Below are 22,942 nucleotides of genomic sequence, written 5' to 3' on the forward strand. Positions count from 1 at the left end.
ATTACGGGGCGGCCTCGCCGCCATACAGGCGCAGGGTCGCCTGGCCGGGCAGATTGGCCACGCCGTGATGGGTGAGCTGCACGGGCGTGGTGTCGCGGCTGCGAAACGTCACCAGGAAATCCCCGGCCCGGGTCACGATGGAGATGACCGTGGCCCGGCTCTCCAGTTCTTCGTGGGGCAGGCTGGCCCGGCGCTCGAAATCGCTCACGGACAGGGCCGAAAAGCCGAGATTGAAGGTGTACTCGCCCGGCGCCAGATCGAGCTTAAGATCGAAACGCGCCCGCAGCGCCGTGCCGGCCGGCGTGGCCAGGGCATGGTCGCAGTCGAATTGCAGGGTGTTCTTGCCAAAGACAATGACGCGCTTGTCGTTTATGAGCTCCACCCCGGCCACGGCCACTTCCAGGTCGTGGCGCACGGCGTAGCGGCAAAAAATCGAGACCGTCTCGCCCTGCTCGAAGCTGCGGCAAGGCCGGCCCGAGGCGTCGCACACGGCCACATGGGTGCAACCGGCCCAATCGTTTTCGGCCACCGCCGCGCCGGAGAGGTCCAGGAAGGCCTCCTCGGCCGGCCAGCCGTCGCCGTCGGGGCCTTCGGACGGCAGATTGAGATCCCGGGCCGTCTGGCCCAGGGACGTCGGCACGTAGTCGCCGCCGCCGACCATGTAGCGCTTGACCGCCGCCGCCGCGTCGCCCAGATAGCCCACCCGCCCGTGTTCGAGGAGCAGTCCCCGGCGGCAGAACTGGGCCACGTCGTTCATGGCGTGGGAAACCAGCACCACCACCGTGCCCCGGGAAAGAAGCCCTTCCAGGCGCTTGTAGCACTTCTGGCGGAAAAAGACGTCGCCCACGGCCAAGGCCTCGTCGATGATAAGGACGTCCGGGGTGAGGCTCGTGGTCACGGCAAAGGCCAGGCGCAAGAACATGCCGCTGGAATAGGTGCGCACCGGCTGGTCGAAATGCGGCCCGATGTCCGCAAAGGCCGCGATGTCGTCCATGCGGGCCAGGGCCTCGGCCCGGGGGATGCCCAGCACGGCGGCGTTGACGAAAACGTTTTGCCGGCCGGTGAATTCCGGCTTGAAGCCCGACCCCAGTTCCAACAGCGCCGTGGTGCGCTCAGGCAGGATGGCCTCGCCGCCGGTAGGCTCCAGTACGCCGGCCAAAATTTGCAGCAGGGTCGATTTGCCGGCCCCGTTCTTGCCGATAATGCCGAAGGATTCGCCGGGCGAGACGGTAAACGACACGTCGCGAAGGGCCCAATGCTCGCGGTAGAGCTTTTTGCCGCCGGGCACGAGCATCTGGCGCAGCCGGTCCTGGGGCCGGGCGTAGAGTTCGTACATCTTGGAGACGTTTCGTACGTCGATGACCGGGGTCTCAGACGACATCGGCAAAAAGCCTCTTCACATTGGTAAAAAAGGAGTACCCGGCCAGCATGACCACGGCGCAAATGACGGTGGTCAGCCCCAGGGCCGGCCAGTCCGGCATCTGACCATAAATGATGGTCCGGCGCAGGTGGTCCACCACGGGATACAGCGGATTAAGCGCCAAAAGGCCCCGGTACGGCTCGGGCACGGCCGAGAGCGGATAGAGGATGGGGGTGGCGAAAAAAAGGAGCTGCACGGCCACGCCAATGATGTTGCCCAGGTCCTTGAGAAACACCCCCACCGGGGCCAGCAGCCAGCACAGCCCCAGGGTCAGCATGGCCAGGGGGATGTAGGCCAGGGGGGCCAGCAGCGCGGTCGGGTGCAGGCTTCCGGTGGTGACGAGTACTCCCAGGACCACCAGGGACAAGGCGGCCAGGGATTCCAGGCAGGCGGCCAACACCAGCCCCACGGGCAGGATCTCCAGGGGAAACTGGACTTTTTTAATGAAATTGACGTTTTCCGAAAGAAGTCTGGGCGCGCGGTTCACGCTGCCCGAAAAGACCTCGAAGGCCGTCAGCCCGGCGAACAGGATCAGGGCGTAGCCGGCCACGCCCCCGTCGGCCCCGGCCCAGGAGGGCTTGAAGACCACTGAAAAGACAAATGTATAGACAGCCAGCGTCACCAAGGGCGAAACAAGGCTCCACAACGCCCCGAGCTGGGCGCCATGGTAGCGCGAGGCGAACTCGATGCGGGTGAAGGCGGCCAACAGCTCGCGGCGACGCCAAAAGGCCCGGGCAAAGGCCACGGGACCGAGGTTCGCGGCAAGGCCGGCCCACAAGGAGCCGCCCCGGGGCCGCCGCACGACCATGACCTTGGATTGCGTACGCATGGAGCCGGTTGCATATTCGATGGAATTGACGCATGTCAACGCATCCGACGCGCCCCGCAACCTCCCAAGCCAAGCGATCCTTCATGCGCATCACCATTGACGCCAGTTCCTTGTCCTATCCCAAACGCACCGGCATCGGCCGCTGCCTGGAATCCATCCTGCCCCATCTGGCGTCCCTGGCCCAGGCGCGCGGCGACAGCCTCACCCTGGTATCGGGCCAGCCCGTGGTCAACGCCGCCGCCCTGGCCCTGCTTGAGGCCGGTGCCATTCAGGCCGCCACGGTCAAGGTTCCCTCGCTCTACGCCTGGCAGCAGGCCGGTATGGCCTGGCAGGCCAAGGAAGTCGGCAGCGACGTGCACTACGCCCCGGACGGGCTGCTGCCCATCGGGTTCACGGGCCGCAGCCTTGGCGTCATAAACGACGTCCTGTGGAAGCGCATCCCCGAGACCCTGCCGCGCCACATCCGCTGGGTGTTCGCCCTGCGCCAGCGGGCGAGCCTGGAAAGCCTCACCATCCCGCTTTCGCTTTCGGCCTTCACCCGGGCCGAGGCCCTGGCCCTGTACGGCGAGGGGGCGGCCCGCATCCGCCCGACGAGCCTGTGCGCCGTGGACCACCACCGCTTCCGCCCGATCCGGCCCGATGACGGCGGTGAGGCCGCTGCCCTGGCCGATTTCCGCGCCCGCCACGGCCTGCCTGAGGCCTTTTTCCTGTGCGTGGGCAACCTCATGGCCCACAAAAATCTCGCCGTGGCCCTGCGGGCCATGGCCCGGCTCCCCGAGGACGCCGTCCTGGCCGTGGTCGGCCATGGCGACCCGGGGGCGCTTTCCGTGGCCGCCCTAGCCGCCGGGCTGGGCCCGGGCCGGGTGCGCTGCCTGGGCTATCTACCCGACGACGACCTGCCGCTCGTCTACCGGGCCGCCGCCGCTTTCGTCTTTCCCTCGCGCTACGAGGGGTTCGGGCTGCCGCTGCTCGAAGCCATGGCCAGCGGCACGCCCGTGGCCTACGCCAAGGCCGCCTCCCTGCCCGAAGCGGCCGGCACGGCCGGCCTGCCCTTTGCCCCGGACGACGACGCCGCCCTGGCCGCCGTCCTGGCCCGGCTGACGGCCGAGCCTGGCCTTGGCCGGGAACAGATCGCCCTGGGCCTGGCCCGTGCCGCCACGTTCTCCTGGCAGGACTGCGCCCAAAACGTCTTCGACGCCCTCATCGAGGCGGCCGGGGAAAGCGACAAGCGGCCCAAGATCACCATCGTCACCCCGTCGTTCAATCAGGCCGCCTACCTGGAACAGACCCTGACTTCCGTGGCCGGCCAGCAAAACGCGGCCGTGGAGCACATCGTCCTTGACGGCGGCTCCAGCGACGCCACGCCCGACATCTTGCTGGCCTGGGACGGCCGGCTGGCGTTCTCGCGCTCGGCCAAGGACGACGGCCAGACCGCCGCCCTGGCAGAAGGTTTCGCCATGGCCACGGGCGAAGTCCTGGGCTGGCTCAATTCCGACGACTGGCTGTGGTCCGACGACGCGCTTAACGCCGTGGCCGAGGCCTTCGCCAAGCACCCCGACGCGGTCATGGTCACTGGCGACACGGTGCTGACCGACGCCGACGGCAAACCCGTCATGATCGACATGGTGCTGCCCTCCTCGCGCCAGATGCGCTACACCATGGCCGTGCCCCAGCAATCGACCTTTTTCCGCAAATCCGCCTACGAGGCGGCCGGCGGCATGGACACCGCCTTTGCCTACTGCATGGACTTCGATCTGTTCGAGCGGATAAGCCGTCAAGGCCGCATCGTGCGCCTGCCCAAGGTGCTGGCCGCCTTCCGCCTGCACCCCTCGGCCAAGACCGCCACCTGGCAGGAGGTCTTTCGCCGCGACCTGGCCGCCTGCCAGCATCGCCACGGCTCCGGACTCCTGCATGAGATCATGATCAAGCTCGTGTCCCTGGAAGTGCGCCTGGGCTCGGTCCTGGCCCAGCTTGGGGCCATCGTCAAAGGCCGGCGGCTGCCCAGCCACGTCAACTGCCGCCTGGAACCCCTGCGCGCCTATGCCCGCAAAAAGCACGGCCTGGCCGGATAGCCCATGCGCATCGCCGTCAACGCCCGCACCCTTGCCTATGCCTCCGGCGGCCCCAAGGAATACCTCCTCAGCCTCATGCGGGCCATGCTCGACCTCCGCGCCGGCCACGACTTCACGCTGTTTTACTCCGACGCCAAGGACGTGGGCACATTCCCCGAGGCCGAGGAAATCGTCCTGCCCACGGCCAACCGGCTGGCCTTCGACTGGCTGGCCCTGCCCCTGGCCCTGCGCCGTGGCCGCTTCGACGCCGCTTTTTTCCCCTCGTCCAACATGCCGCCCGGCATCCCCTGCCCGGCCGTGGTGGCCATGCTCGACCTCGGCTATTTCCACCCGACGCTGGCCATGTACCGGGCCGCCGACACCTGCTACATGAAGTTCGCCATCCGCTACAGCGCCAGGCGGGCCGAACGTCTTGTCGCCATCTCCGAATACACCCGCCGCGACGTCCTGCGCCTGACCCGGGCCAAGCCTGAACACGTCGCCGTCACCCACCTCGCCTGCGACCCCATGTACAAGGCCCCGGTGGATGACGCCGCCCTGGCCCGCTTCCGCCGCGACCGGGACCTGCCCAACGAGTTCATTCTCTACAGCGGCAACGTCTCGCCGCGAAAAAACCTCCCCGTGCTCCTTGCCGCCTACGCCCGACTGGCCGACGCCGCCGCCTGCGATCTGGTCCTCACCGGCGGCCTGGCCTGGAGCGAAGACTTTGACGCGCTCACCCGCCGGCTTGGCCTGGGGTCCCGGGTGCGCCGCCTGGGCCACGTGCCGCGCGAGCACATGCCGCTGCTCTACCGCTGCGCCAAGGTCCTGGCCTTCCCTTCGCTTTTCGAAGGCTTCGGCCTGCCCATCCTCGAAGCCCAGGCCTGCGGCACACCCGTGGTCTGCGCCGACGCCACTGCCCTGCCCGAAGTGGCCGGACGCGGCGCGCTGCTGGTCGATCCCGCCTCCGTCGATGCCTGGACCGACGCCCTTGCCCGCGTCATTAGCGACGACGCCCTGCGCCGTACGCTCATCACCGAAGGCCACGCCAACGAAGCCCGCTTCACCTGGGACCGCACCGCCCACCAAACCCTCGCCGCCCTCGAAGCCGCCGCTTACGCGAAGTAAGGCATGCCTCCGGCGGCCGGGGGCCTGAGGCCCCCGGACCCCCCGAATGGTTTCAGGGGGATAGCGGGATTGCAAGAGCGGGCGGAGTCACGGCAGGTTTGACCCCAGAGACATGTGGGGGCGCCAACGGTCTTGCGGGCCTTTTTGATTTACGGTATGAACAGTATCGGAATTAGCGCGCCTCCGGCCGCGGCAGCGGCCATACCATAGCGTCACCCAAAGGAGAACGCCCCATGAGCAGAAAACGTATCGTCGTCATTGGCGGCACCGCCGCCGGACCCAAAGCCGCCGCCCGGGCCAAACGCCTGGACGAAAATGCCGAAGTCACCCTGCTGCAAAAAGCCCCCAACCTCTCCATGGCCTCCTGCGGCTACCCGTATTACGTCGCCGGCAGCGTCAAGGAGCGCGACATGCTCCTGTGCACCCCGGCCGGCGTGGTGCGCGACCCGGCCTTTTTCGCCGGAGCCAAGGGAGTGGCCGCCCTGACCGGCACGGAAGTCACGGCCATCGACCGCGCCGCCCATACCGTGGCCTGGAAACGGACCGCCACCGGCGAGATCGGCCATCTGCCCTACGACAAGCTCATCATCGCCACCGGCTCCAGTCCCAAGGTGCCGCCCATCCCGGGCCGCGAACTGGCCGGCGTCACGACCCTGGCGACTCTGGAGGACGCCGACGGCCTGCGCGAAAAAGCCAAGGCCATGCAGGGCGGCAAAGCCGTCATCGTCGGCGGCGGGCTGATTGGCATGGAAACCTGCGAGGCCCTGACCGACGCGGGCATGGCCGTCACCGTGGTCGAAGCCCTGCCCCAGATTCTCGGGTTTCTCGATCCCGAACTGGCGCTGCTCGTTGAAAACCACGCCAAGGCCAAGGGCGCGGCCGTGCTGACTGGTGTGGGCATAAGCGAAATCCTGGGCGCAAACGGCGCGGTTACGGGCGTGCGGCTGGCCGACGGCCGCGAATTACCCTGCTCGCTGGTGGTGCTGGCCATCGGCGTGGCCCCCAATGTTGCCCTGGCCAAGGCCGCCGGCCTGGAACTCGGAACCACCGGCGGCATCAAGACCGACGCCCACATGCGCACCTCCGACCCGGACATCTACGCCGCCGGCGACTGCGTGGAAGTGACCAATCGCCTGACCGGCAAGCCCATGCTCGCGCCCTACGGCGATCTGGCCAACCTCGAAGGCCGGGTGGCCGGCGAAAACGCGGTCCTCGGCGATACGGCGACCTTCCCCGGAACCATCGGCAGCGGCATCTGCAAGGTGTTCGATTTCGCAGCCGGCGCAACCGGCCTGTCCGAACGCCGGGCCAGGGAAGCCGGCATCGACGTGGTCACGGCCCTAAACGCCAGCCCGGACATCCCGGGCTTCATGGGGGCCAAGCCCATCGTCTCCAAGATCGTGGTCGAGGCCGCCACCGGCCGCATCCTCGGGTTTGCCTGCGTCGGCGCGGGCAACGTCAACCGCCAGGTGGCCGAAATGGCCATGGCCATCCTCGGCGGCCTCACCGTGGACGACGTGTCCATGGCCGATCTGCCCTACGCCCCGCCCTACTCCCTGGCCATCGACCACGCCATCGCCACGGCCCACATCGTCCAGAACAAGCTGCGTGGGCTGATGCGCGGCCAGTCTCCCCTGGCGGTCAAGGACCGGCTGGACAACGGCGAAAAACCGCTTCTGCTCGATGTTCGCGGCCCCAAGGAATACGAGGAAATGCGCCTGGGCCTGGGCGAAAAGCTCGTTCCCCTGGGCCAGCTCCGCAAACGCCTGGGCGAGTTGCCCGAAGACAAACACGCCCCCATTGTGGCCTACTGCAAGGTGTCCATGCGCGGCTACGAAGCCCAGCGGGTTCTTGAGGCCGCCGGCTACGACAACGTCACGGTCATGGAAGGCGGCCTGGCCGCCTGGCCGTTCGCGCGCGAGAAATAGGCAAGAATAAAAAAGAAAGACAAAGAGGAAGATGCCTCCGGCGGCCGGGGGCCTGAGGCCCCCGGACCCCCCACTTGGAGAAATAGTTTAAGGGGGATCGACGCGGGTTGGTTCTCTGGCCGGTCGGCACGCTAAAAAGGCTGTCGCTTGAATCTGGCAGGTTCAGCGTTACTCAAGGGGCCGGGGAGGGAAAAAACCCCTTCCCGGACCGCTTTTGGGGACTAAGGGTGCTGGGCGGGACAAGTAAGGCTGTTTCGGCTATACGAAGCAAAACGCTTCGGAGCCGCGCCCATGAAAAGCTTTCGCAAGGAACTGTGGTTCAATGTCCCCGGCCGCCGGGGATTTGTGAACATCACCCGCGACGTGGAGGCCTGCCTCAAGGAATCCGGCGTCACCGAAGGCCTGTGTCTGGTCAACGCCATGCACATCACGGCTTCGGTATTTATCAACGACGATGAATCTGGCCTGCACCACGATTACGAAGTCTGGCTGGAAAAGCTCGCCCCCCACGAACCCGTGTCCGGCTACCGCCACAACGTCGGCGAGGACAATGTCGACGCCCACATGAAGCGCCAGATCATGGGCCGCGAGGTCGTGGTGGCCATAACCGAAGGCCGCCTGGACTTCGGAACCTGGGAGCGCATCTTCTACGGCGAGTTCGACGGCCGGCGTAAAAAGCGCGTGCTGGTCAAAATCATCGGGGAATAGTCCCGCCCACCTGCAGCGACATTGCGCCTATGCTCCTTCGCCCGCTTTCGTTTGCCCTATGAACGCCCGCCACTCCTCTCCGGCGCACGCCTCTCGGCCCAATCCCGACCGCAAGCCCTGGATCGACTGGCTGCGGGCCGTGGCCGCCTTTGCCGTGGTGGTCATCCATGTCACCGCGCCGCTCTACGCCCAAATCGCGACCCTGCACCGCACCGACTGGTGGATCGCCAACGTCGTCAACTGCGCCATGCGCTTTGCCGTACCGCTTTTCGTCATGCTGGCCGGCGCGCTGCTGCTCGGCCATAACGAGGACGCCGCCGCCTTCTACGGCAAACGCGCCGCCCGCCTGCTGCCCGCGTTCATCTTCTGGAGCGTGTTCTATCTGCTCTTTGCCTGGGCCACGGGCGGCGACGGCCTGGATATGCAGGAGCGCTTCGTCAATGCCGTGCTGGTCACCGGCGCGACCTATTATCACTTGTGGTATCTGCCCATGTTTTTCGGGCTGATGCTCGTCCATCCCTTTTTAAACGCCTGGCTCCTCGGCCGACGGCCCGAACGGGCCGATCTGGTCGCCTTTTTCGCGGTGGTCGCCTTTTTCGCGGCCCTGCATCAGGCGGCGGAACTCATCGAGGCCGTTAAGGGCCTGCGCCTGGAATGGGCCGGGGCCTTTGCCTGGTTCGTGGGCTGCTACGCGGCCGGCTACGTGCTCGAAACGCGCCTGAACCGGCGGTTGCCCAATCTGTTGCTGGGCGGCGTTTTTGTGGCCGTCGTGGCCGCCGGGGCGCTGGGCAATTTCGCCCTGGTCATGGCCACGGGACTGGTCCAGCGGCAGTATCTGCTGCCGGATTCCGGCGTTGCCGTCCTGGCCATGACCGCGGCGCTGTTCTGCCTATTCCGGCAAAACGCCGCTTCGTTGCCCCAAAGCCGGTTCGTTGCCGCGACGGCCGAGGCGAGCTTTGGCGTCTACCTCATCCATCCGATCTTTTTGTACGTCCTCGACCACGCCCTGCCCCTGCCCCAGCGGGCGGCTGGCTGGTACGTGCCGTTGGCGGCGCTAGGCGTCTTCCTCGCCTCCCTCGGCACCATTACGGCCCTGCGCCGCATCCCGCTTTTCCGGTCCATCTGCTGACGCGGCAAGCCACGCGCCCACGTCGCCGCGCCCGAAACACCGCCCCCGCGCTCCAAACGACAAAGCCCCGGCAGCGGCGCGCCAACGCCGCTGCCAGGACTTGACCAGGGACCCCAAAGGCCGAACGCCGTTATTTGGCGCTGGCGTAGAGCGTCTTGATGGACTCCCCGAGCTTCTGGGCCAGGGGCGAGGCGGCCATGCGGTCCATGACCACTTCGATGTAGGCTCCCGTGCCGCAGGTTTCAGCCTTGGCCATGGCCGCTTCCAACTCGGCGTTGGTCGTGACCTTGGCGCAAAACCAGTCCGACAACCCAAAGGCGGCCGGAAGCTCGGCGTACTTCCAGGGAGCCAGGTCGTTGTAGGAACTCATGGGGTTCTTGCACAGCAGGCGCTCAATCAGATAGCCGTCGTTGTTGAGGCAAAAGACGATGGGCTTAAGCCCATGCAGGCCGAATTGCCCCAGCTCCTGCACGGTCATCTGGTGCGCGCCTTCGCCGGTGAAAAGCAGCGTACGGCGCTGCGGCGCGCCAAGGGCCGCGCCAAAGGCGGCCGGCGTGGCCCAGCCGATGGCCCCCCACAAGGTCTGGTTGAAAAATTCCGCCCCCTCGGGCATCAGCGCAAACCCCAGCCCCATGGACACCGTGCCGGTCTCGGCCATGACGATGTCGCCCGGGCGCAGGAATTTTTCCCAGCGCGGATAGAGGTAATCCGGGGTGATGGGATCATTCGGAGCGCCCTTGGGTTCGCCCAGGCCCTTGGCCCGGGGGTGGCTAATAGTCTTGGCCGGCAAAAGGCGGTCCAGCCCGGCCAGGACATCGCGCATTTCGACGTTGGGGAAGGTGGCGTAGCCCACCCGCACCTCGTGCTGCATGACGGCGATCATGCGGCTTTGGTCGATGTGGGCGGTAAAGGCTCCGGTGTTGAAATCGCTCCAGTGCGCCCCGAGGTTGAGCACCAGGTCGCAGCTCTCAACGAAATCGCGCACTTCCGGGTTCATGATGCGCCCGTCGTAGAGTCCGACATAGCCGGGCAGCGTCTCGTCCAGGGCCGTTTTGTCCATGAACATGGTGGCAAAAGGCAACCCGGTCCGCTCCAGCAGCTCCCGGGCGGTCTGGCGTAGCCCCAGCCGGGCGATGAGGTAACCGGCCAGGACCACGGCCGTGCCGGCCCCGGCGAATTTCTCGGCCATGGCCTCCAGGCAGGCGGCCAGAACGGCCGGATCGCTTACCGGTGCTTCCGGGGCGCAGACGTACTCCCCTGGCAAGGCCTTGTTGGCCTGATCCTGGGGCAGGGCCATGTAGACCGGCCGGTTGCGGGTCAGTCCCGCCTCGATGCAGCGTTCGATCTGGCAGGCGGCGTTTTCGGCGGTCAAAATGGCGCTGGCGCAGGCCACGGGCTTGGCCATGGCGGCAAAGGCGTCGAACTGGCCGTCGCCCAGAGTGTGGTGGACCACCCGGCCCAGGCGCTGGGTGGAGATGCTGGGCATCCCGACCAGATGGAACACGGGCAGATGTTCGGTGTAGGAGCCGGCCACGCCGCAGATGGCCGACAGCTCGCCCACGCCGTAGGTGGTGCACAGCGCGGCCTTGCCGCGTACCCGGGCATAGCCGTCGGCGGCGTAGGCGGCGTTGAGTTCGTTGGTGCAGCCGATCCAGCGCATGTCCGGATCGTCGTCAATGGCGTCGTTTAAGGCAAAGGAGAAATCGCCGGGCACGCCGAAGACGTCGGTGACGCCGATGGCCTTGAGGCGCGACATGAGCAGTTCGATGACGGTCTGGGGCATGGAAATCCTCCGCTGGATACGGCTTAAAGTGATCGGCGCCGGGCCTCAGGCTACACCAATTCCCGTGCGGCCGGCCAGGGCCCGGCCCACGGCCTCGCGCAAGAGATTCACGTCCACGGGCTTGGACAGGTAATCGTTCATGCCGCAGGCGAGATAGCGTTCCTTGTCGCCCTCCAGGGCATGGGCGGTGACGGCGATGACGGGCACATGCCGGTCAACGCCCGGATGCGCGCCTTGCCGGATGCGCCGGGCCGCCTCGTCGCCGCTTAGGCGCGGCATCTGGATATCCATGAGCACCACATCGAAGGAACGCGCGGCCAGGACGTCCAGAGCCAGATCGCCGTCTTCCACGGCCTCGACCGTATAGCCCATTTTGCCGAGCATGGCGACCGTGGCCAGACGGTTGACGGCGTCGTCCTCGACCACCAGCACCCGGGCTGGGCCTTCCGGCGTTTTCGCCTGCCGCGCCTTGACCACCGCATCCTTCGAGGCTTGCTCCAGTTTGCATGGCAGGGAAAAATCGATGCGGGTGCCTACGCCCACCCGGCTTTCCACGGCGAGAAAACCGCCAAGCAGCGTCAGCAGGCGCTTGACGATGCCAAGCCCCAGGCCCGTGCCGCCAAATTGCCGGGTCAAGGAACCGTCAACCTGGGTGAACGGCTCGAACACGTCGTCGAGCTTGTCCTCGGGCATGCCGATGCCAGTGTCGGCCACGGTGAAAAGGAGCACCACCGCCTGGCCGCGCCGCGAAGCCAGGGCGATGTCCAGGCGCACCGAACCGGCCTGGGTGAATTTGATTGCGTTGCCGACCAGATTGAACAGTATCTGGCGCAGCCGCGCGCCGTCGGTCAGCACTCGGGCCGGCACATCCGGGGCCACGACCAGCCCGGCCTCAATCCCCCTGGCCCGACATTCGATGGATAGCGCCCCAAGCACATCGGCCGCCACGTCGCGCACGTCCACAGGCGTGGCTTTGATGACCATGGCTCCGGCTTCCAGCAGGCTGAAATCGAGGATGTCGCCGAGCACCCGGGTCAGCCCCCGGCCGCTTTTCAGGGCCGTGGCCACATAGCCGGCCTCCTCGCGGCCGAGGTCGGCGGTTTCGAGGAGTTGGAGCATGCCGAGCACCCCGTTAAGCGGTGTTCGGATCTCGTGGCTGATGTTGGCGAGAAACTCGCTTTTGGATTGGCTGGCCGTCTCGGCCACGACCATGGCCCGGCGCAGGTCGTCCTCGATGCGCTTCAGCGCGCTGACATCGAAGTAAAAGCCGTCAAAGAGCACCACCCGGCCGCTTCCCGGGCGCGGCGCGGCCCGGAACTGCCCCCAGATCACGCCGCCGTCCGGAGCCAGGACGCGGGCCTGAACGTCGAACGGCTCGCCCGTGGCCATGCTCTGGCTCTCGGCCTGGCGCAGACGCTCGCGGTCGTCTTCGACGATTCGGGCAAAGACCAGCTCGGCGTCGGCCAGGGCCAGGGCCACGGACAGCCCCAGGACGCGTTCCAGGCCCTGGCTCACGTAGAGGAAGCGGTGGTTGCCGGCCGTGTCCACTTCCAGGGTGTAGATGACGCCGTCGGGGAGATTGTCGCCCAGGCTTCGCAGCATGGCCTCGCGGCCGCGAAGCGCCTCCTCTTCGCGGCGCAGGTCGGTGATGTCCCGAAAGATGTCCAGGCGCACCTCGGCCTCGCCCAAGCGAAACCGCCCGGACTTGACGGATACCAGGCGCTCGTCGCCGGCGGCCGTGCGCATCCGGGTTTCCCGGATGGTGGTGAGGCTGCCGTTTTGGCCAAGCACCGAGGCCGGGGCGTCGTCGTCGGCCGGGTTGGTCAGGCCCAGGGCCTCGGTGGTGCGGCCGATGAGGGTTTCCGGCGGGTAGCCCCATTCGGTGGCCAAGGCCCGGTTGCAGTCGAGGATGCGTCCCGTGTCGTCATCGACGACCAGGATGGCGTCGCGAGCCTGATCGAACAGGCTGCGGTATTTGTCTTCGCTGGCCAGCATGGCCTGTTCGGCCTTGCGGCGGCGGGAGCCGGCGATGGCCAGACTGCCGGCCAGAAAGGCCAGGAAGGAGATCCAGGCGAAAAAGAGGATGTTGTTGAGGCGGGTTTGCCGGCTGGCGCCGGCGTCCATGCGCCGGCGCACGGTTTCGCTCAGGGCGTCGGCCTGTTTTTCCAGGGCGGCGAAGGCGGCCTGACGCTCGACGCCAAGCCGCGCCCGCATATCGGGCAAGGCCCCTATACCGCCCATGGACAGCTCGCGAAAGGCGGCAATGGCGGCGGCATACCGGTCCAGGCTTTCGAAAAACGCCTGAAAACCGGCCTGCCCCTCGCCCCCGGGCTCGGCCTGGCCCATGGCCCTGGCGATGTCGCGGCACCCCTGGGCGGCTTGTTCGAAAAACGCGTCCACGTCGGGCAGGCGAACATGCTGCTCCCCGGCCATGCGCCGCTCCACGGCCAGATAGGCTTTGACCGTATCGACCCGCACCTGCTGCAGTTCTTCCAGCACCGGAGGAAAGGCTTCGAAGTTCTCCCGCCAGGAAACATTGGTCCACCACAACAGCAGGCCGGTCAGCAGGGCGGCCATGGCCATGGCATACAGGTGCAGATCAATCCAGCCACGTACGCCAGCGCGACGACCGGGGGGGATGCCGTTGCGGCTCATCGGGACAGGCTCCAGAGCGGCTGGTTTTGCCGTTCAAAGCCCAGGGGCTTGATGCGGGCGGCCAGGGCGTCGGAGCCGACCACTTCCCGCAGGGCGACGTCCATGCCCTCGGCCAGGCGGGCGTCGGCCTTGCGCAGGGCAAAGGCGCTCTCCCCGGCCGGCAGGGCCGCTGGCTGGGCAAAGGGCTGGGCTTCTTCGGCCTCGCCCTGGCTCTCGCCGGCCAGCCAGCGCACGGTGGGACCGGACAGGGCCAGGCAGTCGGCCCGGCCCGAACGCACGGCGGCCAGTCCCGCGCCAGGGTCGGGGACCACGAACAGGCGCTGTCTGGGCAGGCCCATGGCGAGCAAGGCGGTTTCTTCCACGGAGCCGTCGAGAACGGCGGCGACGGCGTCCGGGGCCGCCGCGACGTCTTCGTAGGAGGCCAACTTCCGGGGATTGCCCTGCCGTACCAAAAGGCCCTGGCCGACCCGGGCGTAGGGCAGGCTGAAGAGCACGCGCGCGGCCCGTTCCGGGGTGATGAAAAGTCCGTTGGCGAGCAGATCGATTTGTCCGGCTTCCAGGGCGGCCAGGGCCTGGCCGAAATCCAGCAGCACCCAGCGGATGCGCGGGGCGCCAAGCCGGGCCAGCACGGCCTTGGCGGTCTCCGGCCCGACGCCCGTGACCTCGCCAGCCGGCGTTCGGAAGGCGTAGGGCGGCTCGCTGGAATACCCCACCCGGATCTCCCCGCCGGCCCAGGGCGGCGATGGCTGGACGGAACCGGAACGGAGATAGGCCAGAGCCAGGAGCGTGCCCGCGGCGAAAAACAGCGTTACGGCGATGTAGCCCCAGATTTTGTTCATGCGCCCGCCAGGGTGACGGTTGGGACATGCCGACCCGCCAACGACAAGCGGGCCTTTGCTATCCTCCACCCTATACACGGCAGGCGTATCCGAGGCAACGCCTCCCTGGCCAACCAGCGGCAGTGACCAACCAACAACGATGGACAACCGGGCCTTGCAACGCTTAAATGAACATAAAAAGGCCGCGCCATCGGCCCCACAAGGAGACGGCCATGCCCATCGACCTGCGCTGTTTCGCCACCCTGGCCCCGCTCATGCCGGCCAATGCCGGCGCGTTTCCCATCGCCCCCGGGGAGACCGCCCTGGAACTGGTCCGACGTCTGGACATTCCCCTGGAAGAAATCAAGCTCGTGTTCGTCAACGGCGCGGCCGCGTCCCTGGACACCGTGCTGGCCGACGGCGACCGGGTCGGCATCTTTCCGCCCGTGGGCGGCGGCTGAGCCGCGCCGCCCTCCCGAGCCTTGGGCCGGCCTCAGTAACGCGGACGGCCGGCCTGCCAGGCGCAATAGGCGGCCAGCCCCATTGCGGCCATGCGCCGGTTGTTGTCGCGCCAACGTTCGGCCAGTCCCGGCGGCAACCCCGGGTCGCAGCCGTCAAAATCCGGGCACTGAAAACAATAGCCCACGCCCCGCTCCCGGGTGCAGTCCTTGACCCGGCAGTCGCCCAGCAGACAGTTGCCCGTGCGGCAGCCCGAGCAGCCGCCCTTGCCCAGGCGTTCAAGGACCCCCTCGAAAGCGGCGTAGGCGTTAAACACCGGATCGAGCCGGGCAAAAAAGGCCGCCCGCTGGCCAAAGCCGCCCAGTTCCCGGGCCAGCTCCCGGGACAGCCGGCCGATGGGGCTGTCCGGGTTGTCCAGGCAACGGCCGCAGTCCAGGCCGCACGGGGCGATGCGCTCTTGCAACGCGGCTTCTTCGGTCATGTCCATACTCCTTCGGTCTTGATTCATCCTCACGGCCACGCCGGCCCGAGGCGCTTTGCCCCAGTGCGTGCGCCGGCATCCCGGTCCAGGGTCGCCGACGCGCCTTTATCCCCAAAATACGGCGCAGCCCACAAACGCCAGCCCGATCAGGGCCGGCCGGGTCCAGGCCCGGCGACCGCACAGCCGGGTTGTCCCCAGGCAGACGAGAATCGGCAGGGCGCTGCAGACGGCGATCTTGGCCACTACCGGCACGGCCGTGCCGCACAGCCCGTACTGCAGCACCACCACCGGCGGGAAGTGGTACAGGTACAAATCAAACGACGTCCGTGACAAGCCCGGCCGCCGCCAGACCGACCCGGCCCTGGCCCGGCCGACAAGGGCCACGGCCAGGGCCGTGGCGGCCAGGGCGAAAGCGGTGCGAGCCAGGCCATGGGCCAGGGATAGCGGGACTGAAGGCGCGCCGGAAGCCCAGGCCTGCATGGCCTCACCGCCGGTCCTGGCCATGGCGGCCAGGGTGAAAACAAACGCCAGCCCCCAGACCCAGGTCCGGCCGGGCAGGCCATAATCGGCCGACCAGCCGCGCTTCCAGAAAGACGCGCCGAGCAGGAAGAATCCGGCATAGAGCGGCAGCCTCGTGGGCTGGAACACCAGAAACGGCCCGAGTCTGGCCCAGGCCGCGTCCGGGCAGGCCAGCTGCCCGACTCCGGCCGCCAGCCCAACGCCCAGGGCCAGCAGGCCAATGCGGCCCAAGCTCCATGCCCCCCAACTTCCACGACGGGTCAGCCCGGGACCGGCCGCCAGCCGCGCCGCTGCCAGAACCAGGCAAAAGACGAACAACATGGCCAAAAACCACAGGTGAAACGACCACAGAAGCGTCTGGGACACCTTGGCCGCGTCGGCGCTGGCGAACAGCATGAACCGCCAATCCAAGGCCGTTGGCACGATGGCCAGCCAGTGGACCCAAAAGCCGTCCAGGCCGCCTTTGTCGCGATAGTCGATGTAGGCGATGATCGGGCAGAAAAAGAGCGTCAGCCCAACCAGCGGCACGACGAGCCGCCTGGCCCGGCCGGCCAGAAAGCCGCCCAGGCCGCGCCGGCCAAGGGACGGCAGGGCGAAATACCCGGCCACGCCGAAAAGCAGCGGCATGGTCGCGCCGTCGCAGACCAGCAAAAGGAGGTCCGCCAGGGCGCTCTTGGCCGGATCGCGCACATACCACCAGGGCACGTAGGCGCTGTAGGCCACGGCGGCGTGCTGGACCACCACGGCCAGGACCCCGGCCAACCGCAGGGCATCAAGCTGCCAAGACCGAGCAGGTGTTTCCTGGCCCAAGTTCATGACGCGCCTCCTTGGCGGTTTTGGCCAACGGCCCGCAAGCCGGCCAGGGCGTGGCGGAAGCACTGCTCGGCAAACACCGGCCAATGCTCGGCCATGGGCGGATGTTCGGGCACGATGCGCTGATGGTTTTGCCACAAAAGGGCCTGATACAGGCAGGGTCCCAGGACGCAGGACATCATGGCCACCAGGGTCGTGACGGGCGCGTCCGGGCCGGCGAATTCGGCCATGAGCCCCAGCATGGCCAGGGTCTGGGGCCGGCTGTGGCGCTCGGCCATGTCGCCGAGAAAAGGCGTGGGATTGGCCAGTTCCATGGCCCACAGGCGCAGGAAGGCGTCGCCGACCTCGCCGTGGGCAAATAGCACCTGGCAATAGACCTCAATAAGCAGCCGCAAACGCTCCTCGGGTTCGGCTCCGGCCTTGGCCTCGTCCAGCAGGCGCTGGCGGAAACGCTGGTCGGCGGCGGTAAAAAGCACCTCCAGCACGGCCTGATACAGCTTGTCCTTGCCGCCGTAATAATACTGCACGGCGCTGACGTTGACGCCGCCGGCCTCCTGGCACACGGCCCGCACGGTGGCCCCCTTGTAGCCCTTGGCGGCAAAGGTCCGCAGGGCGGCCCAAAAGAGTTTGTCCTTGACCCCGGCCTCGCTGGCGTCCATGGCTCCTCCAAAACAGTTGTTTCAAACAATTGTTTGCAACCAGTGCCCCAATGCCGCGACCTCGTCAAGGGGGGGGAAGCCATCCCGCATCGCCAGACCCCAAGCCCCGGGTCGGGCCGCTTTTTCTTGCCAAGAGCCGATCCGTCACTTATTTGAAACACTAGCAGCACTGTGTGGAATGTGGTTTGGCGCGCGGCGCGCCTTGGAGAGTTTGTGATCGCGGAACGAGACTTGCTTCCACAGGGGGAAACATGGACAAATTGACACCCCCCATCACCAGCCCGAATGCGGCGCGAGGCAGCGTCATGGTAGCCGTCATCGGCACGCTGATCCTTTTGGGCGTGCTGGCGGCGGCCATCCAGAAGCAGTTTGGCGCGTCGTCGAGTTCCATGGTGACGGAAAACCGCACCGACAGCGCCGGCTATGCCGCCTCTTCCGGCCTCGCGTTCGCGGCAGTGCAAAAAGACAGCGCCCTCGCGGCCATGCACACGGCCGGGGCCACCACCTACACCCTGGGCACCGGCCTCACCTTCACCCTGACCGTGGGCGCGAAAAACACCGGGACCGGAAAGTATCCGGTCACCGTGGTCGGCACGTCCAGCCCCGGCACGGGCCTTGAAGCCAACGCCTACATGTCGGCTTCCATCACGCCGGCGGCGTCGAGCAACACCAACACCGGAGGCGTGTCGGATTACGTCATGTCGACAGGCGGCACGGCCAAGGTGGCCGGCTATGTGGCCGGCGACGTCCTGGCCGACACCGTCACCCTGCAAGGCGGCTCCACGGTCGCCGGTTCCCTCACCACGACCTCGACCACCACGCCGCTGGTCATCAGCGGCGGCGTCACCGTGGGCGGCACGGGCGAGGTCATCTGTTCCAATTCGAGCATCACGGTAAGCGGCGGCTCCCAAGTGGTCAACGGCACGCTCTATTCCCAGGGCGACGTGACCATCGACGGCGGGGCCACGGTCAACGGCGACATCTACGCCAAGGGCAGCGTGACCGTCAGCGGCGGTTCCACCGTCAACGGCAACATCCACAGCCAAGCCTCGGTCAGCCTGACCAGCGCCAAGATTGGTTCTTCCACGGTCAAGCGCTACATCTACGCCGGGGGCACGGTGACCGCCACCGGCGGCTCGACCATCTATGTGGACATCCACAGCCAGACCAACATCGCCCTGCAAAACATCACCGTCTACGGCAACATGTACGCCAAGACCGGGGTCACCACTGATAAGAATAAAACAAAATTCACCGGCAACACCTACACCAACCCGACCGCGCCCACGGCTCCCGTGGCCTGCGCCACCTACACCGCGCCCACGGCGCCGATATTCACGGCGACGACAACACTCCCTTCTAATGGAGACATTTTGTTGTCCGCAGGAAATCACTACTACAAATCGTTCACGAGAAGCAATTGGACAAGATATTGTCTCGATGTCTCATCAGGCGACATCAATATATTTGTCTCAGGAGATGCCAAAATTACTGGCGAAATCTACATAAAGACAGCAAGCAGCAATAATTGCTACACCAACAGAATGAGCAACATTAACGAGGCATACGCTTCTGAAGCTGCGAAAGTCTTCCTCTACACAGGAGGAGAGTTCACATTAAGCGGTGGGACAAATTGGTTCGGCACGGTGCTGGCAAACGGCAACATCCAACCCGCCGGCGGTTCGTCCATCATCGGTTCGCTGCACAGCATCAACGGCTCGGTCAACCCCAACAGCAGTTGGTACGAGATCAAGTACGTCAAGTCGAACTACCTGAGCAGCCACTAAGGCTTGCCCGCGACATCCAATGAAAAAGGCCGGGGGAACCCGGCCTTTTTCATGAGAAGCCACTTTGCGTTAGCGATTGAGGATGTTTGCGGCCCTGGTGTTTGCCCTCGGGAGGCAACGAACAATGGCGGCACGCCCTTTTACCGGCTGCCCGGCCCGAGGCCGCGCTTCTTGGAGTCCCTTTGGCTTCAAGGCTCTTTCAAGCCGAAACCGCGCGCCTGACTGGCCTACACGCCCATGATGTTGTAGCCGGAATCGACGAAAATCACCTCGCCCGTGGTGCCCGACGACAGGTCCGAGGCCAGGTAGAGAGCACAGCGGCCGATGTCCTCCAAGGTGATGTTGCGGCCCAGCGGAGAACGGTTCTCGATGGTTTCCAGGATGGTGCGGAAACCGTGGATGGCCGAGGCGGCCATGGTCTTGACCGGGCCGGCGCTGATGGCGTTGATGCGCACGCCGCGCTTGCCAAGGTCCACGGCCAGATAGCGTACGCTGGCCTCCAGGGCCGACTTGGCCACGCCCATGGCGTTGTAGTTGGCCACGACCCGGCCCGAGCCGTAGTAGCTCAGCGTCATGACCGAGGAACCGGGGGTAAAAAGCGGCTCGAAGGCCCGGCACAAGGCGACCAGGGAAAAGGCCGAAACATCCAATGCCACGCGGAAGCCTTCGCGGCTGGTGTCGATGAACCGGCCGGCCAGGTCCTCGCGGTTGGCGTAGGCGATGGAATGGACCAGACAGTCCACGCCGCCGAGCTTTTCGCCGACAAACCGGGCCGCTTCGGCGATTTCCTCGTCGCTGGAGACATTGCACTGGAAGATGCACTCGGCCCCGAGTTCGGCGGCGATGGGTTCGATGCGCTTGCGGATGGGTTCGGCGGCGTAGCCCAGTGCCAGCCTGGCCCCCTGCTCGCGCAGGACCTTGGCGATGCCGTAGGCGATGCTGCGTTCATTGACCACGCCGAAAATCACGACTTTTTTATCCCGCATCAGCATGGGTTTCTCCTTGCCGGGACGCCCGGCGTTATGCCTCTGGGGCGGCTGGGGCCGCCCACATGCGGCGTTTCACCCCAGGCTCCAGGAACTAACTTTGCTCTATTCCCGCTCACCGCCCCAGCAACGCCCCCTTGCCCCAGGAGGGGTTTCCAAAGGGGCTCAGCCCCTTTGGCCGCCGGAGGCATTCCCCTCTTCCCTCCCCCTAACCCCTTGTCTCGGCCTCACGGATAAGCCCGGACAGCAGCAGTTCCAGGGCGCGGTCCACGCGTTCGCGGTCGGCGTCGTCGTAGAGGTTGAGGCCGCCGAAGACGCCGCTTTGGCGGGAGCGCACGGTCAGAAAGATGGCCGCGCCGCCAAGCACGGCCACGATGGCCGTCAGGTCCAGGCTTTCGGGCACGTCCCCGGTGACGGACTCGAAAAATTCCAGGGCCGAGCGCACGCGGGGATATTCCAGCAGCCGGGTGTAGCGGTTGCGCGACATGAGTTCCCAGGCCAGGATGTCCAGGGTACGCGGCCGGGCTAAAAGGCCCCGGATGGTGGCCTTGAAGAAATGGGCCAGTTGGGCGCGCGGCGGCATGGCGGCGAAGCGTTCGGCCACGTCTTCGCGCAGTTCGTCCACGGTGGGCCAGAAGGCCGAGGACTGGCCAAAGGCCGTGACCACGTCGTCGAAGTCCTGGAAGTGGCGCAGGATGACGCCCCGCTCCAGGCCGGCCGTCCGGGCCAGGAGGTCGAGGGAGAGTCCGTCGAACCCTTGTTTGGCGAGCAAGTCGCCCAGGGACTCCAGAATGCGCTGGCGCACCGTGCGCGGTGCGCCGATGGGAATGATCTTGACGCCGGACATGGTCCCCCTAGGGTCGCGTCCTTGATAAGAACGTATCGCGTTTCACAGGAACCATCGAAAGCCCTTTGTCATAGGGCGCGTCTGGCCCGGATGAAGACGTCCAGGGTCACGAGCAGGCACACGGCCATGATGGAGCCGTCGCGGATGAAGGTGGCCTGGGAGATGGCGTCATCGGCCTTGGTGGTGAAACAGCCGCACTGGGTGGCGATGCCCTTGTGCCAGGCCCAGGCCATGGCCGCGAGAAAGACGGCCATCATGAGGCTGGCCGAAAGCGACGCGCCCCGGGCCACGAAGCCGGTGAGAAGGCACATGCCGACCACGACCTCGATCCAGGGCAGAACGAGCGCCACGGCGGACACGGCCATGTCGGGCAATATCTGGTAATTGCGGATGATCTTGGCAAAGGCCATGGGGTCGACGATCTTGTCCCAGGCGGCGAAAAGAAACACCAGACCAAGGGCCATGCGCAGCAGTACGAAGAACACCCTCATGCCCCGCCCTCCGTGGGTCCGCCGACGGCCAGCCAGCCGTCGAAGCCTTCCGGCATCACCGTGACGAAGGTGAAACCGGCCGTGCGCAACGCTTCGCCGAGTTCCTTGCTCTTGTCGCACAGCAGATTGCCGCAGTAGACGACGATGCGGTCCTCGGCCCTCAGGCCAAGGCTGCCGGCGGCGGCGTCGAGATCGCCGTACATGGCCTCCTGGGGCAGGTTCTTGGCCCCGGCCACCCGGTGCATGGAAAATTCCTCGGCCGTGCGGGCATCGACAAACACCACCCCGGGCTTGCCGAGCATGGTCACGGCTGCGTGGGGATCGATGGTCTCCAGGCCGCGCCGCAGGGCGTCGCGCTTGTCCAGGGCGGCAAAATCCACGATCCAGGGCACGGGCTCCTGCCGGGCCATGTTCATGGCCACGGACAGGCCGACGCCCAGGATCCCAATGACCGCCAACTCCAACCAAAGCGGCGCAAGCCGCCGCGTCCCTACCCCCGCCATACCATCCCGCCTTGACAAGGTTTCCCGCCCACGAGCATATATTCCGTCGTAAGGGCTTGCTATCCTACACGCAGCCCCATGCGCAACCCGCAACACGGAGCCAGTCATGTCAACCGACGCCGTCCCGGCCATCCAAAACGTCTCGGCCGACGAGGCGCGGCGTCTTCTCGACGCCGCCCGACCGGGCGAGATCACCCTTCTCGACGTGCGCATGGAGCCGGAATACGAAGAATTCCATCTGCCTGGCGCAAAGCTTGTGCCCCTGCCCGAGCTGCCCGACCGCCTCGGGGAAATCGACAAGGCAAAGCCCGTTGCCGTGTATTGCCGCTCGGGGATGCGCAGCGCCGCCGCCGCGAAACTCTTGGCCGGGGCGGGCTTTCCCCGCATCGTCAACCTGCTCGGCGGAGCCATGGCCTGGCAGGGCGCGGCGGCGGTCGGCGCGCCGGACGCCGGCATGACGCTTTTATCCGGGGCCGAGACCCCGCGCCAGATTCTCCTGGCCGCCCTGGGCATGGAAGCGGCGCTGGGCGGCTTTTACCAGAAGCTGGCCGAGGCGGCCGGGGACGCCGAAACCGCCGCCACGTTTTCCCGGCTGGCCGGCTTCGAGGAACGCCACTTGCGCCATGTCCATAGCCTGTATGAAAAGCAGACCGGCCAGACAGCCGATCTGGCCGCGCTTTTGGCCGGAACCGGGCCGGAACTCGAAGGCGGCTTGCCGGCCTCGCAGTTTCTGGAAATGCTCGGCGGCGAGCCGGCCTCGGCCCGGGAGGCCCTGGAACTGGCCGTCTCGGTGGAAGCCCAGGCCCTGGATCTGTACACCCGCCTGGCCCGGCAGACCGGCGACAAGACGGCCAAAACCTTGTATGAAACCCTGTCCCTGGAAGAAAAGGCGCACTTGAAGGCCGTGGCCAACCTGCTGGCCCGGCTGCCCGAGGCCTAAGCCGACGC

20 protein-coding genes are annotated in these 22,942 nt (G+C 66.5%); 8 read left to right on the forward strand and 12 right to left on the reverse strand.

The window, feature by feature from the left end; all coding sequences use genetic code 11:
- Nucleotide 1: 1 nt before the first annotated feature.
- Both C3Y92_RS12320 and C3Y92_RS12325 read right to left on the reverse strand, forming a co-directional pair.
- On the reverse strand, nt 2-1,381 hold the full coding sequence (locus C3Y92_RS12320) for an ABC transporter ATP-binding protein (protein ID WP_129352932.1): 1,380 nt from the start codon (nt 1,379-1,381) through the stop codon (nt 2-4).
- On the reverse strand, nt 1,371-2,249 hold the full coding sequence (locus tag C3Y92_RS12325; protein ID WP_235669473.1) for an ABC transporter permease: 879 nt from the start codon (nt 2,247-2,249) through the stop codon (nt 1,371-1,373). Before C3Y92_RS12325 ends, C3Y92_RS12320 begins: the two co-directional genes overlap by 11 nt.
- An 83-nt stretch (nt 2,250-2,332) precedes the next feature.
- On the opposite strand from C3Y92_RS12325, the gene C3Y92_RS12330 reads away from it, so the two are divergent.
- From C3Y92_RS12330 to C3Y92_RS12350, 5 genes are all read left to right on the forward strand, one after another.
- Nucleotides 2,333-4,321, forward strand: a complete 1,989-nt coding sequence (locus C3Y92_RS12330; protein ID WP_129352934.1) for a glycosyltransferase — start codon at nt 2,333-2,335, stop codon at nt 4,319-4,321.
- Nucleotides 4,322-4,324: 3 nt separating this feature from the next.
- Nucleotides 4,325-5,428 (forward strand): glycosyltransferase family 4 protein, encoded by a 1,104-nt coding sequence (locus C3Y92_RS12335; RefSeq protein WP_129352936.1) that lies wholly within the window; start codon nt 4,325-4,327, stop codon nt 5,426-5,428.
- A gap of 233 nt (nt 5,429-5,661) precedes the next feature.
- The gene (locus tag C3Y92_RS12340) at nt 5,662-7,356 is read left to right on the forward strand and encodes an FAD-dependent oxidoreductase (protein ID WP_129352938.1); all 1,695 of its coding nucleotides are present in this window, start codon (nt 5,662-5,664) and stop codon (nt 7,354-7,356) included.
- Between the two features lie 291 nt (nt 7,357-7,647).
- On the forward strand, nt 7,648-8,064 hold the full coding sequence (locus C3Y92_RS12345; protein ID WP_129352940.1) for a secondary thiamine-phosphate synthase enzyme YjbQ: 417 nt from the start codon (nt 7,648-7,650) through the stop codon (nt 8,062-8,064).
- Nucleotides 8,065-8,122: 58 nt separating this feature from the next.
- Nucleotides 8,123-9,193 (forward strand): acyltransferase, encoded by a 1,071-nt coding sequence (locus tag C3Y92_RS12350; RefSeq protein ID WP_129352942.1) that lies wholly within the window; start codon nt 8,123-8,125, stop codon nt 9,191-9,193.
- 130 nt (nt 9,194-9,323) lie between these two features.
- Here the strand turns inward: C3Y92_RS12350 and C3Y92_RS12355 are convergent, their stop codons facing one another.
- From C3Y92_RS12355 to C3Y92_RS12365, 3 genes are read right to left on the reverse strand one after another with little or no spacing between them, the layout of a single operon-like run.
- Nucleotides 9,324-10,976, reverse strand: coding sequence for an alpha-keto acid decarboxylase family protein (locus C3Y92_RS12355; RefSeq protein WP_129352944.1), 1,653 nt, complete (start codon nt 10,974-10,976; stop codon nt 9,324-9,326).
- 45 nt (nt 10,977-11,021) lie between these two features.
- Nucleotides 11,022-13,631: a PAS domain-containing hybrid sensor histidine kinase/response regulator gene (locus C3Y92_RS12360; protein WP_129352946.1), complete on the reverse strand. Its 2,610-nt coding sequence runs from the start codon at nt 13,629-13,631 to the stop codon at nt 11,022-11,024.
- Nucleotides 13,628-14,470 carry a transporter substrate-binding domain-containing protein gene (locus tag C3Y92_RS12365; RefSeq protein WP_129352948.1) on the reverse strand — a complete coding sequence of 281 codons (843 nt, stop codon included), beginning with the start codon at nt 14,468-14,470 and terminating at the stop codon, nt 13,628-13,630. Before C3Y92_RS12365 ends, C3Y92_RS12360 begins: the two co-directional genes overlap by 4 nt.
- A gap of 212 nt (nt 14,471-14,682) precedes the next feature.
- Between C3Y92_RS12365 and C3Y92_RS12370 the strand changes: the two genes are divergently transcribed.
- Nucleotides 14,683-14,910, forward strand: coding sequence for a MoaD/ThiS family protein (locus tag C3Y92_RS12370; RefSeq protein ID WP_015861295.1), 228 nt, complete (start codon nt 14,683-14,685; stop codon nt 14,908-14,910).
- A 32-nt stretch (nt 14,911-14,942) separates the two neighbouring features.
- On the opposite strand, the gene C3Y92_RS12375 is transcribed toward C3Y92_RS12370, so the two are convergent.
- The 3 genes from C3Y92_RS12375 to C3Y92_RS12385 form a co-directional block, all read right to left on the reverse strand.
- Entirely contained in the window at nt 14,943-15,389 is a 447-nt protein-coding gene (locus C3Y92_RS12375; protein ID WP_235669474.1) for a DUF3795 domain-containing protein, read from the reverse strand.
- 105 nt (nt 15,390-15,494) lie between these two features.
- Nucleotides 15,495-16,724 (reverse strand): acyltransferase family protein, encoded by a 1,230-nt coding sequence (locus C3Y92_RS12380; protein ID WP_129352952.1) that lies wholly within the window; start codon nt 16,722-16,724, stop codon nt 15,495-15,497.
- A complete protein-coding gene (locus C3Y92_RS12385; protein WP_129352954.1) occupies nt 16,721-17,380 on the reverse strand; it encodes a TetR/AcrR family transcriptional regulator in 660 nt (219 codons plus the stop codon). The genes C3Y92_RS12380 and C3Y92_RS12385 overlap by 4 nt, the downstream gene beginning before the upstream one ends.
- A 251-nt stretch (nt 17,381-17,631) precedes the next feature.
- Between C3Y92_RS12385 and C3Y92_RS12390 the strand changes: the two genes are divergently transcribed.
- Nucleotides 17,632-19,167: a bactofilin family protein gene (locus C3Y92_RS12390; protein WP_235669475.1), complete on the forward strand. Its 1,536-nt coding sequence runs from the start codon at nt 17,632-17,634 to the stop codon at nt 19,165-19,167.
- A 227-nt stretch (nt 19,168-19,394) separates the two neighbouring features.
- Here C3Y92_RS12390 and C3Y92_RS12395 read toward each other — a convergent pair whose 3' ends face one another.
- The 4 genes from C3Y92_RS12395 to C3Y92_RS12410 all read right to left on the reverse strand — a co-directional run bounded on the left by C3Y92_RS12395 (nt 19,395) and on the right by C3Y92_RS12410 (nt 21,949).
- Entirely contained in the window at nt 19,395-20,159 is a 765-nt protein-coding gene (locus C3Y92_RS12395; protein WP_129352958.1) for an enoyl-ACP reductase FabI, read from the reverse strand.
- Nucleotides 20,160-20,361: 202 nt separating this feature from the next.
- On the reverse strand, nt 20,362-21,000 hold the full coding sequence (locus C3Y92_RS12400) for a TetR/AcrR family transcriptional regulator (RefSeq protein WP_129352960.1): 639 nt from the start codon (nt 20,998-21,000) through the stop codon (nt 20,362-20,364).
- 68 nt (nt 21,001-21,068) lie between these two features.
- On the reverse strand, nt 21,069-21,491 hold the full coding sequence (locus tag C3Y92_RS12405) for a MauE/DoxX family redox-associated membrane protein (protein WP_129352962.1): 423 nt from the start codon (nt 21,489-21,491) through the stop codon (nt 21,069-21,071).
- Entirely contained in the window at nt 21,488-21,949 is a 462-nt protein-coding gene (locus C3Y92_RS12410; protein WP_235669476.1) for a rhodanese-like domain-containing protein, read from the reverse strand. The genes C3Y92_RS12405 and C3Y92_RS12410 overlap by 4 nt, the downstream gene beginning before the upstream one ends.
- Nucleotides 21,950-22,100: 151 nt before the next feature.
- Here C3Y92_RS12410 and C3Y92_RS12415 point away from each other — a divergent pair, with 151 nt between their 5' ends.
- Nucleotides 22,101-22,934 (forward strand): rhodanese-like domain-containing protein, encoded by an 834-nt coding sequence (locus C3Y92_RS12415; RefSeq protein WP_129352966.1) that lies wholly within the window; start codon nt 22,101-22,103, stop codon nt 22,932-22,934.
- Nucleotides 22,935-22,942 lie beyond the last annotated feature (8 nt).

It is taken from the genome of Solidesulfovibrio carbinolicus, assembly GCF_004135975.1.
Taxonomy (GTDB): Bacteria; Desulfobacterota; Desulfovibrionia; order Desulfovibrionales; family Desulfovibrionaceae; genus Solidesulfovibrio; species Solidesulfovibrio carbinolicus.

Coding starts and splice junctions, on each gene's coding strand:
- C3Y92_RS12385 (WP_129352954.1), bottom strand. CDS start 17,380: ATGGACGCCAGCGAGGCCGGGGTCAAGGACAAACTCTTTTGGGCCGCC.
- C3Y92_RS12335 (WP_129352936.1), top strand. CDS start 4,325: ATGCGCATCGCCGTCAACGCCCGCACCCTTGCCTATGCCTCCGGCGGC.
- C3Y92_RS12390 (WP_235669475.1), top strand. CDS start 17,632: ATGGACAAATTGACACCCCCCATCACCAGCCCGAATGCGGCGCGAGGC.
- C3Y92_RS12340 (WP_129352938.1), top strand. CDS start 5,662: ATGAGCAGAAAACGTATCGTCGTCATTGGCGGCACCGCCGCCGGACCC.
- C3Y92_RS12370 (WP_015861295.1), top strand. CDS start 14,683: ATGCCCATCGACCTGCGCTGTTTCGCCACCCTGGCCCCGCTCATGCCG.
- C3Y92_RS12400 (WP_129352960.1), bottom strand. CDS start 21,000: ATGTCCGGCGTCAAGATCATTCCCATCGGCGCACCGCGCACGGTGCGC.
- C3Y92_RS12405 (WP_129352962.1), bottom strand. CDS start 21,491: ATGAGGGTGTTCTTCGTACTGCTGCGCATGGCCCTTGGTCTGGTGTTT.
- C3Y92_RS12325 (WP_235669473.1), bottom strand. CDS start 2,249: ATGCGTACGCAATCCAAGGTCATGGTCGTGCGGCGGCCCCGGGGCGGC.
- C3Y92_RS12380 (WP_129352952.1), bottom strand. CDS start 16,724: ATGAACTTGGGCCAGGAAACACCTGCTCGGTCTTGGCAGCTTGATGCC.
- C3Y92_RS12360 (WP_129352946.1), bottom strand. CDS start 13,631: ATGAGCCGCAACGGCATCCCCCCCGGTCGTCGCGCTGGCGTACGTGGC.
- C3Y92_RS12355 (WP_129352944.1), bottom strand. CDS start 10,976: ATGCCCCAGACCGTCATCGAACTGCTCATGTCGCGCCTCAAGGCCATC.
- C3Y92_RS12350 (WP_129352942.1), top strand. CDS start 8,123: ATGAACGCCCGCCACTCCTCTCCGGCGCACGCCTCTCGGCCCAATCCC.
- C3Y92_RS12365 (WP_129352948.1), bottom strand. CDS start 14,470: ATGAACAAAATCTGGGGCTACATCGCCGTAACGCTGTTTTTCGCCGCG.
- C3Y92_RS12375 (WP_235669474.1), bottom strand. CDS start 15,389: ATGACCGAAGAAGCCGCGTTGCAAGAGCGCATCGCCCCGTGCGGCCTG.
- C3Y92_RS12345 (WP_129352940.1), top strand. CDS start 7,648: ATGAAAAGCTTTCGCAAGGAACTGTGGTTCAATGTCCCCGGCCGCCGG.
- C3Y92_RS12415 (WP_129352966.1), top strand. CDS start 22,101: ATGTCAACCGACGCCGTCCCGGCCATCCAAAACGTCTCGGCCGACGAG.
- C3Y92_RS12395 (WP_129352958.1), bottom strand. CDS start 20,159: ATGCTGATGCGGGATAAAAAAGTCGTGATTTTCGGCGTGGTCAATGAA.
- C3Y92_RS12320 (WP_129352932.1), bottom strand. CDS start 1,381: ATGTCGTCTGAGACCCCGGTCATCGACGTACGAAACGTCTCCAAGATG.
- C3Y92_RS12330 (WP_129352934.1), top strand. CDS start 2,333: ATGCGCATCACCATTGACGCCAGTTCCTTGTCCTATCCCAAACGCACC.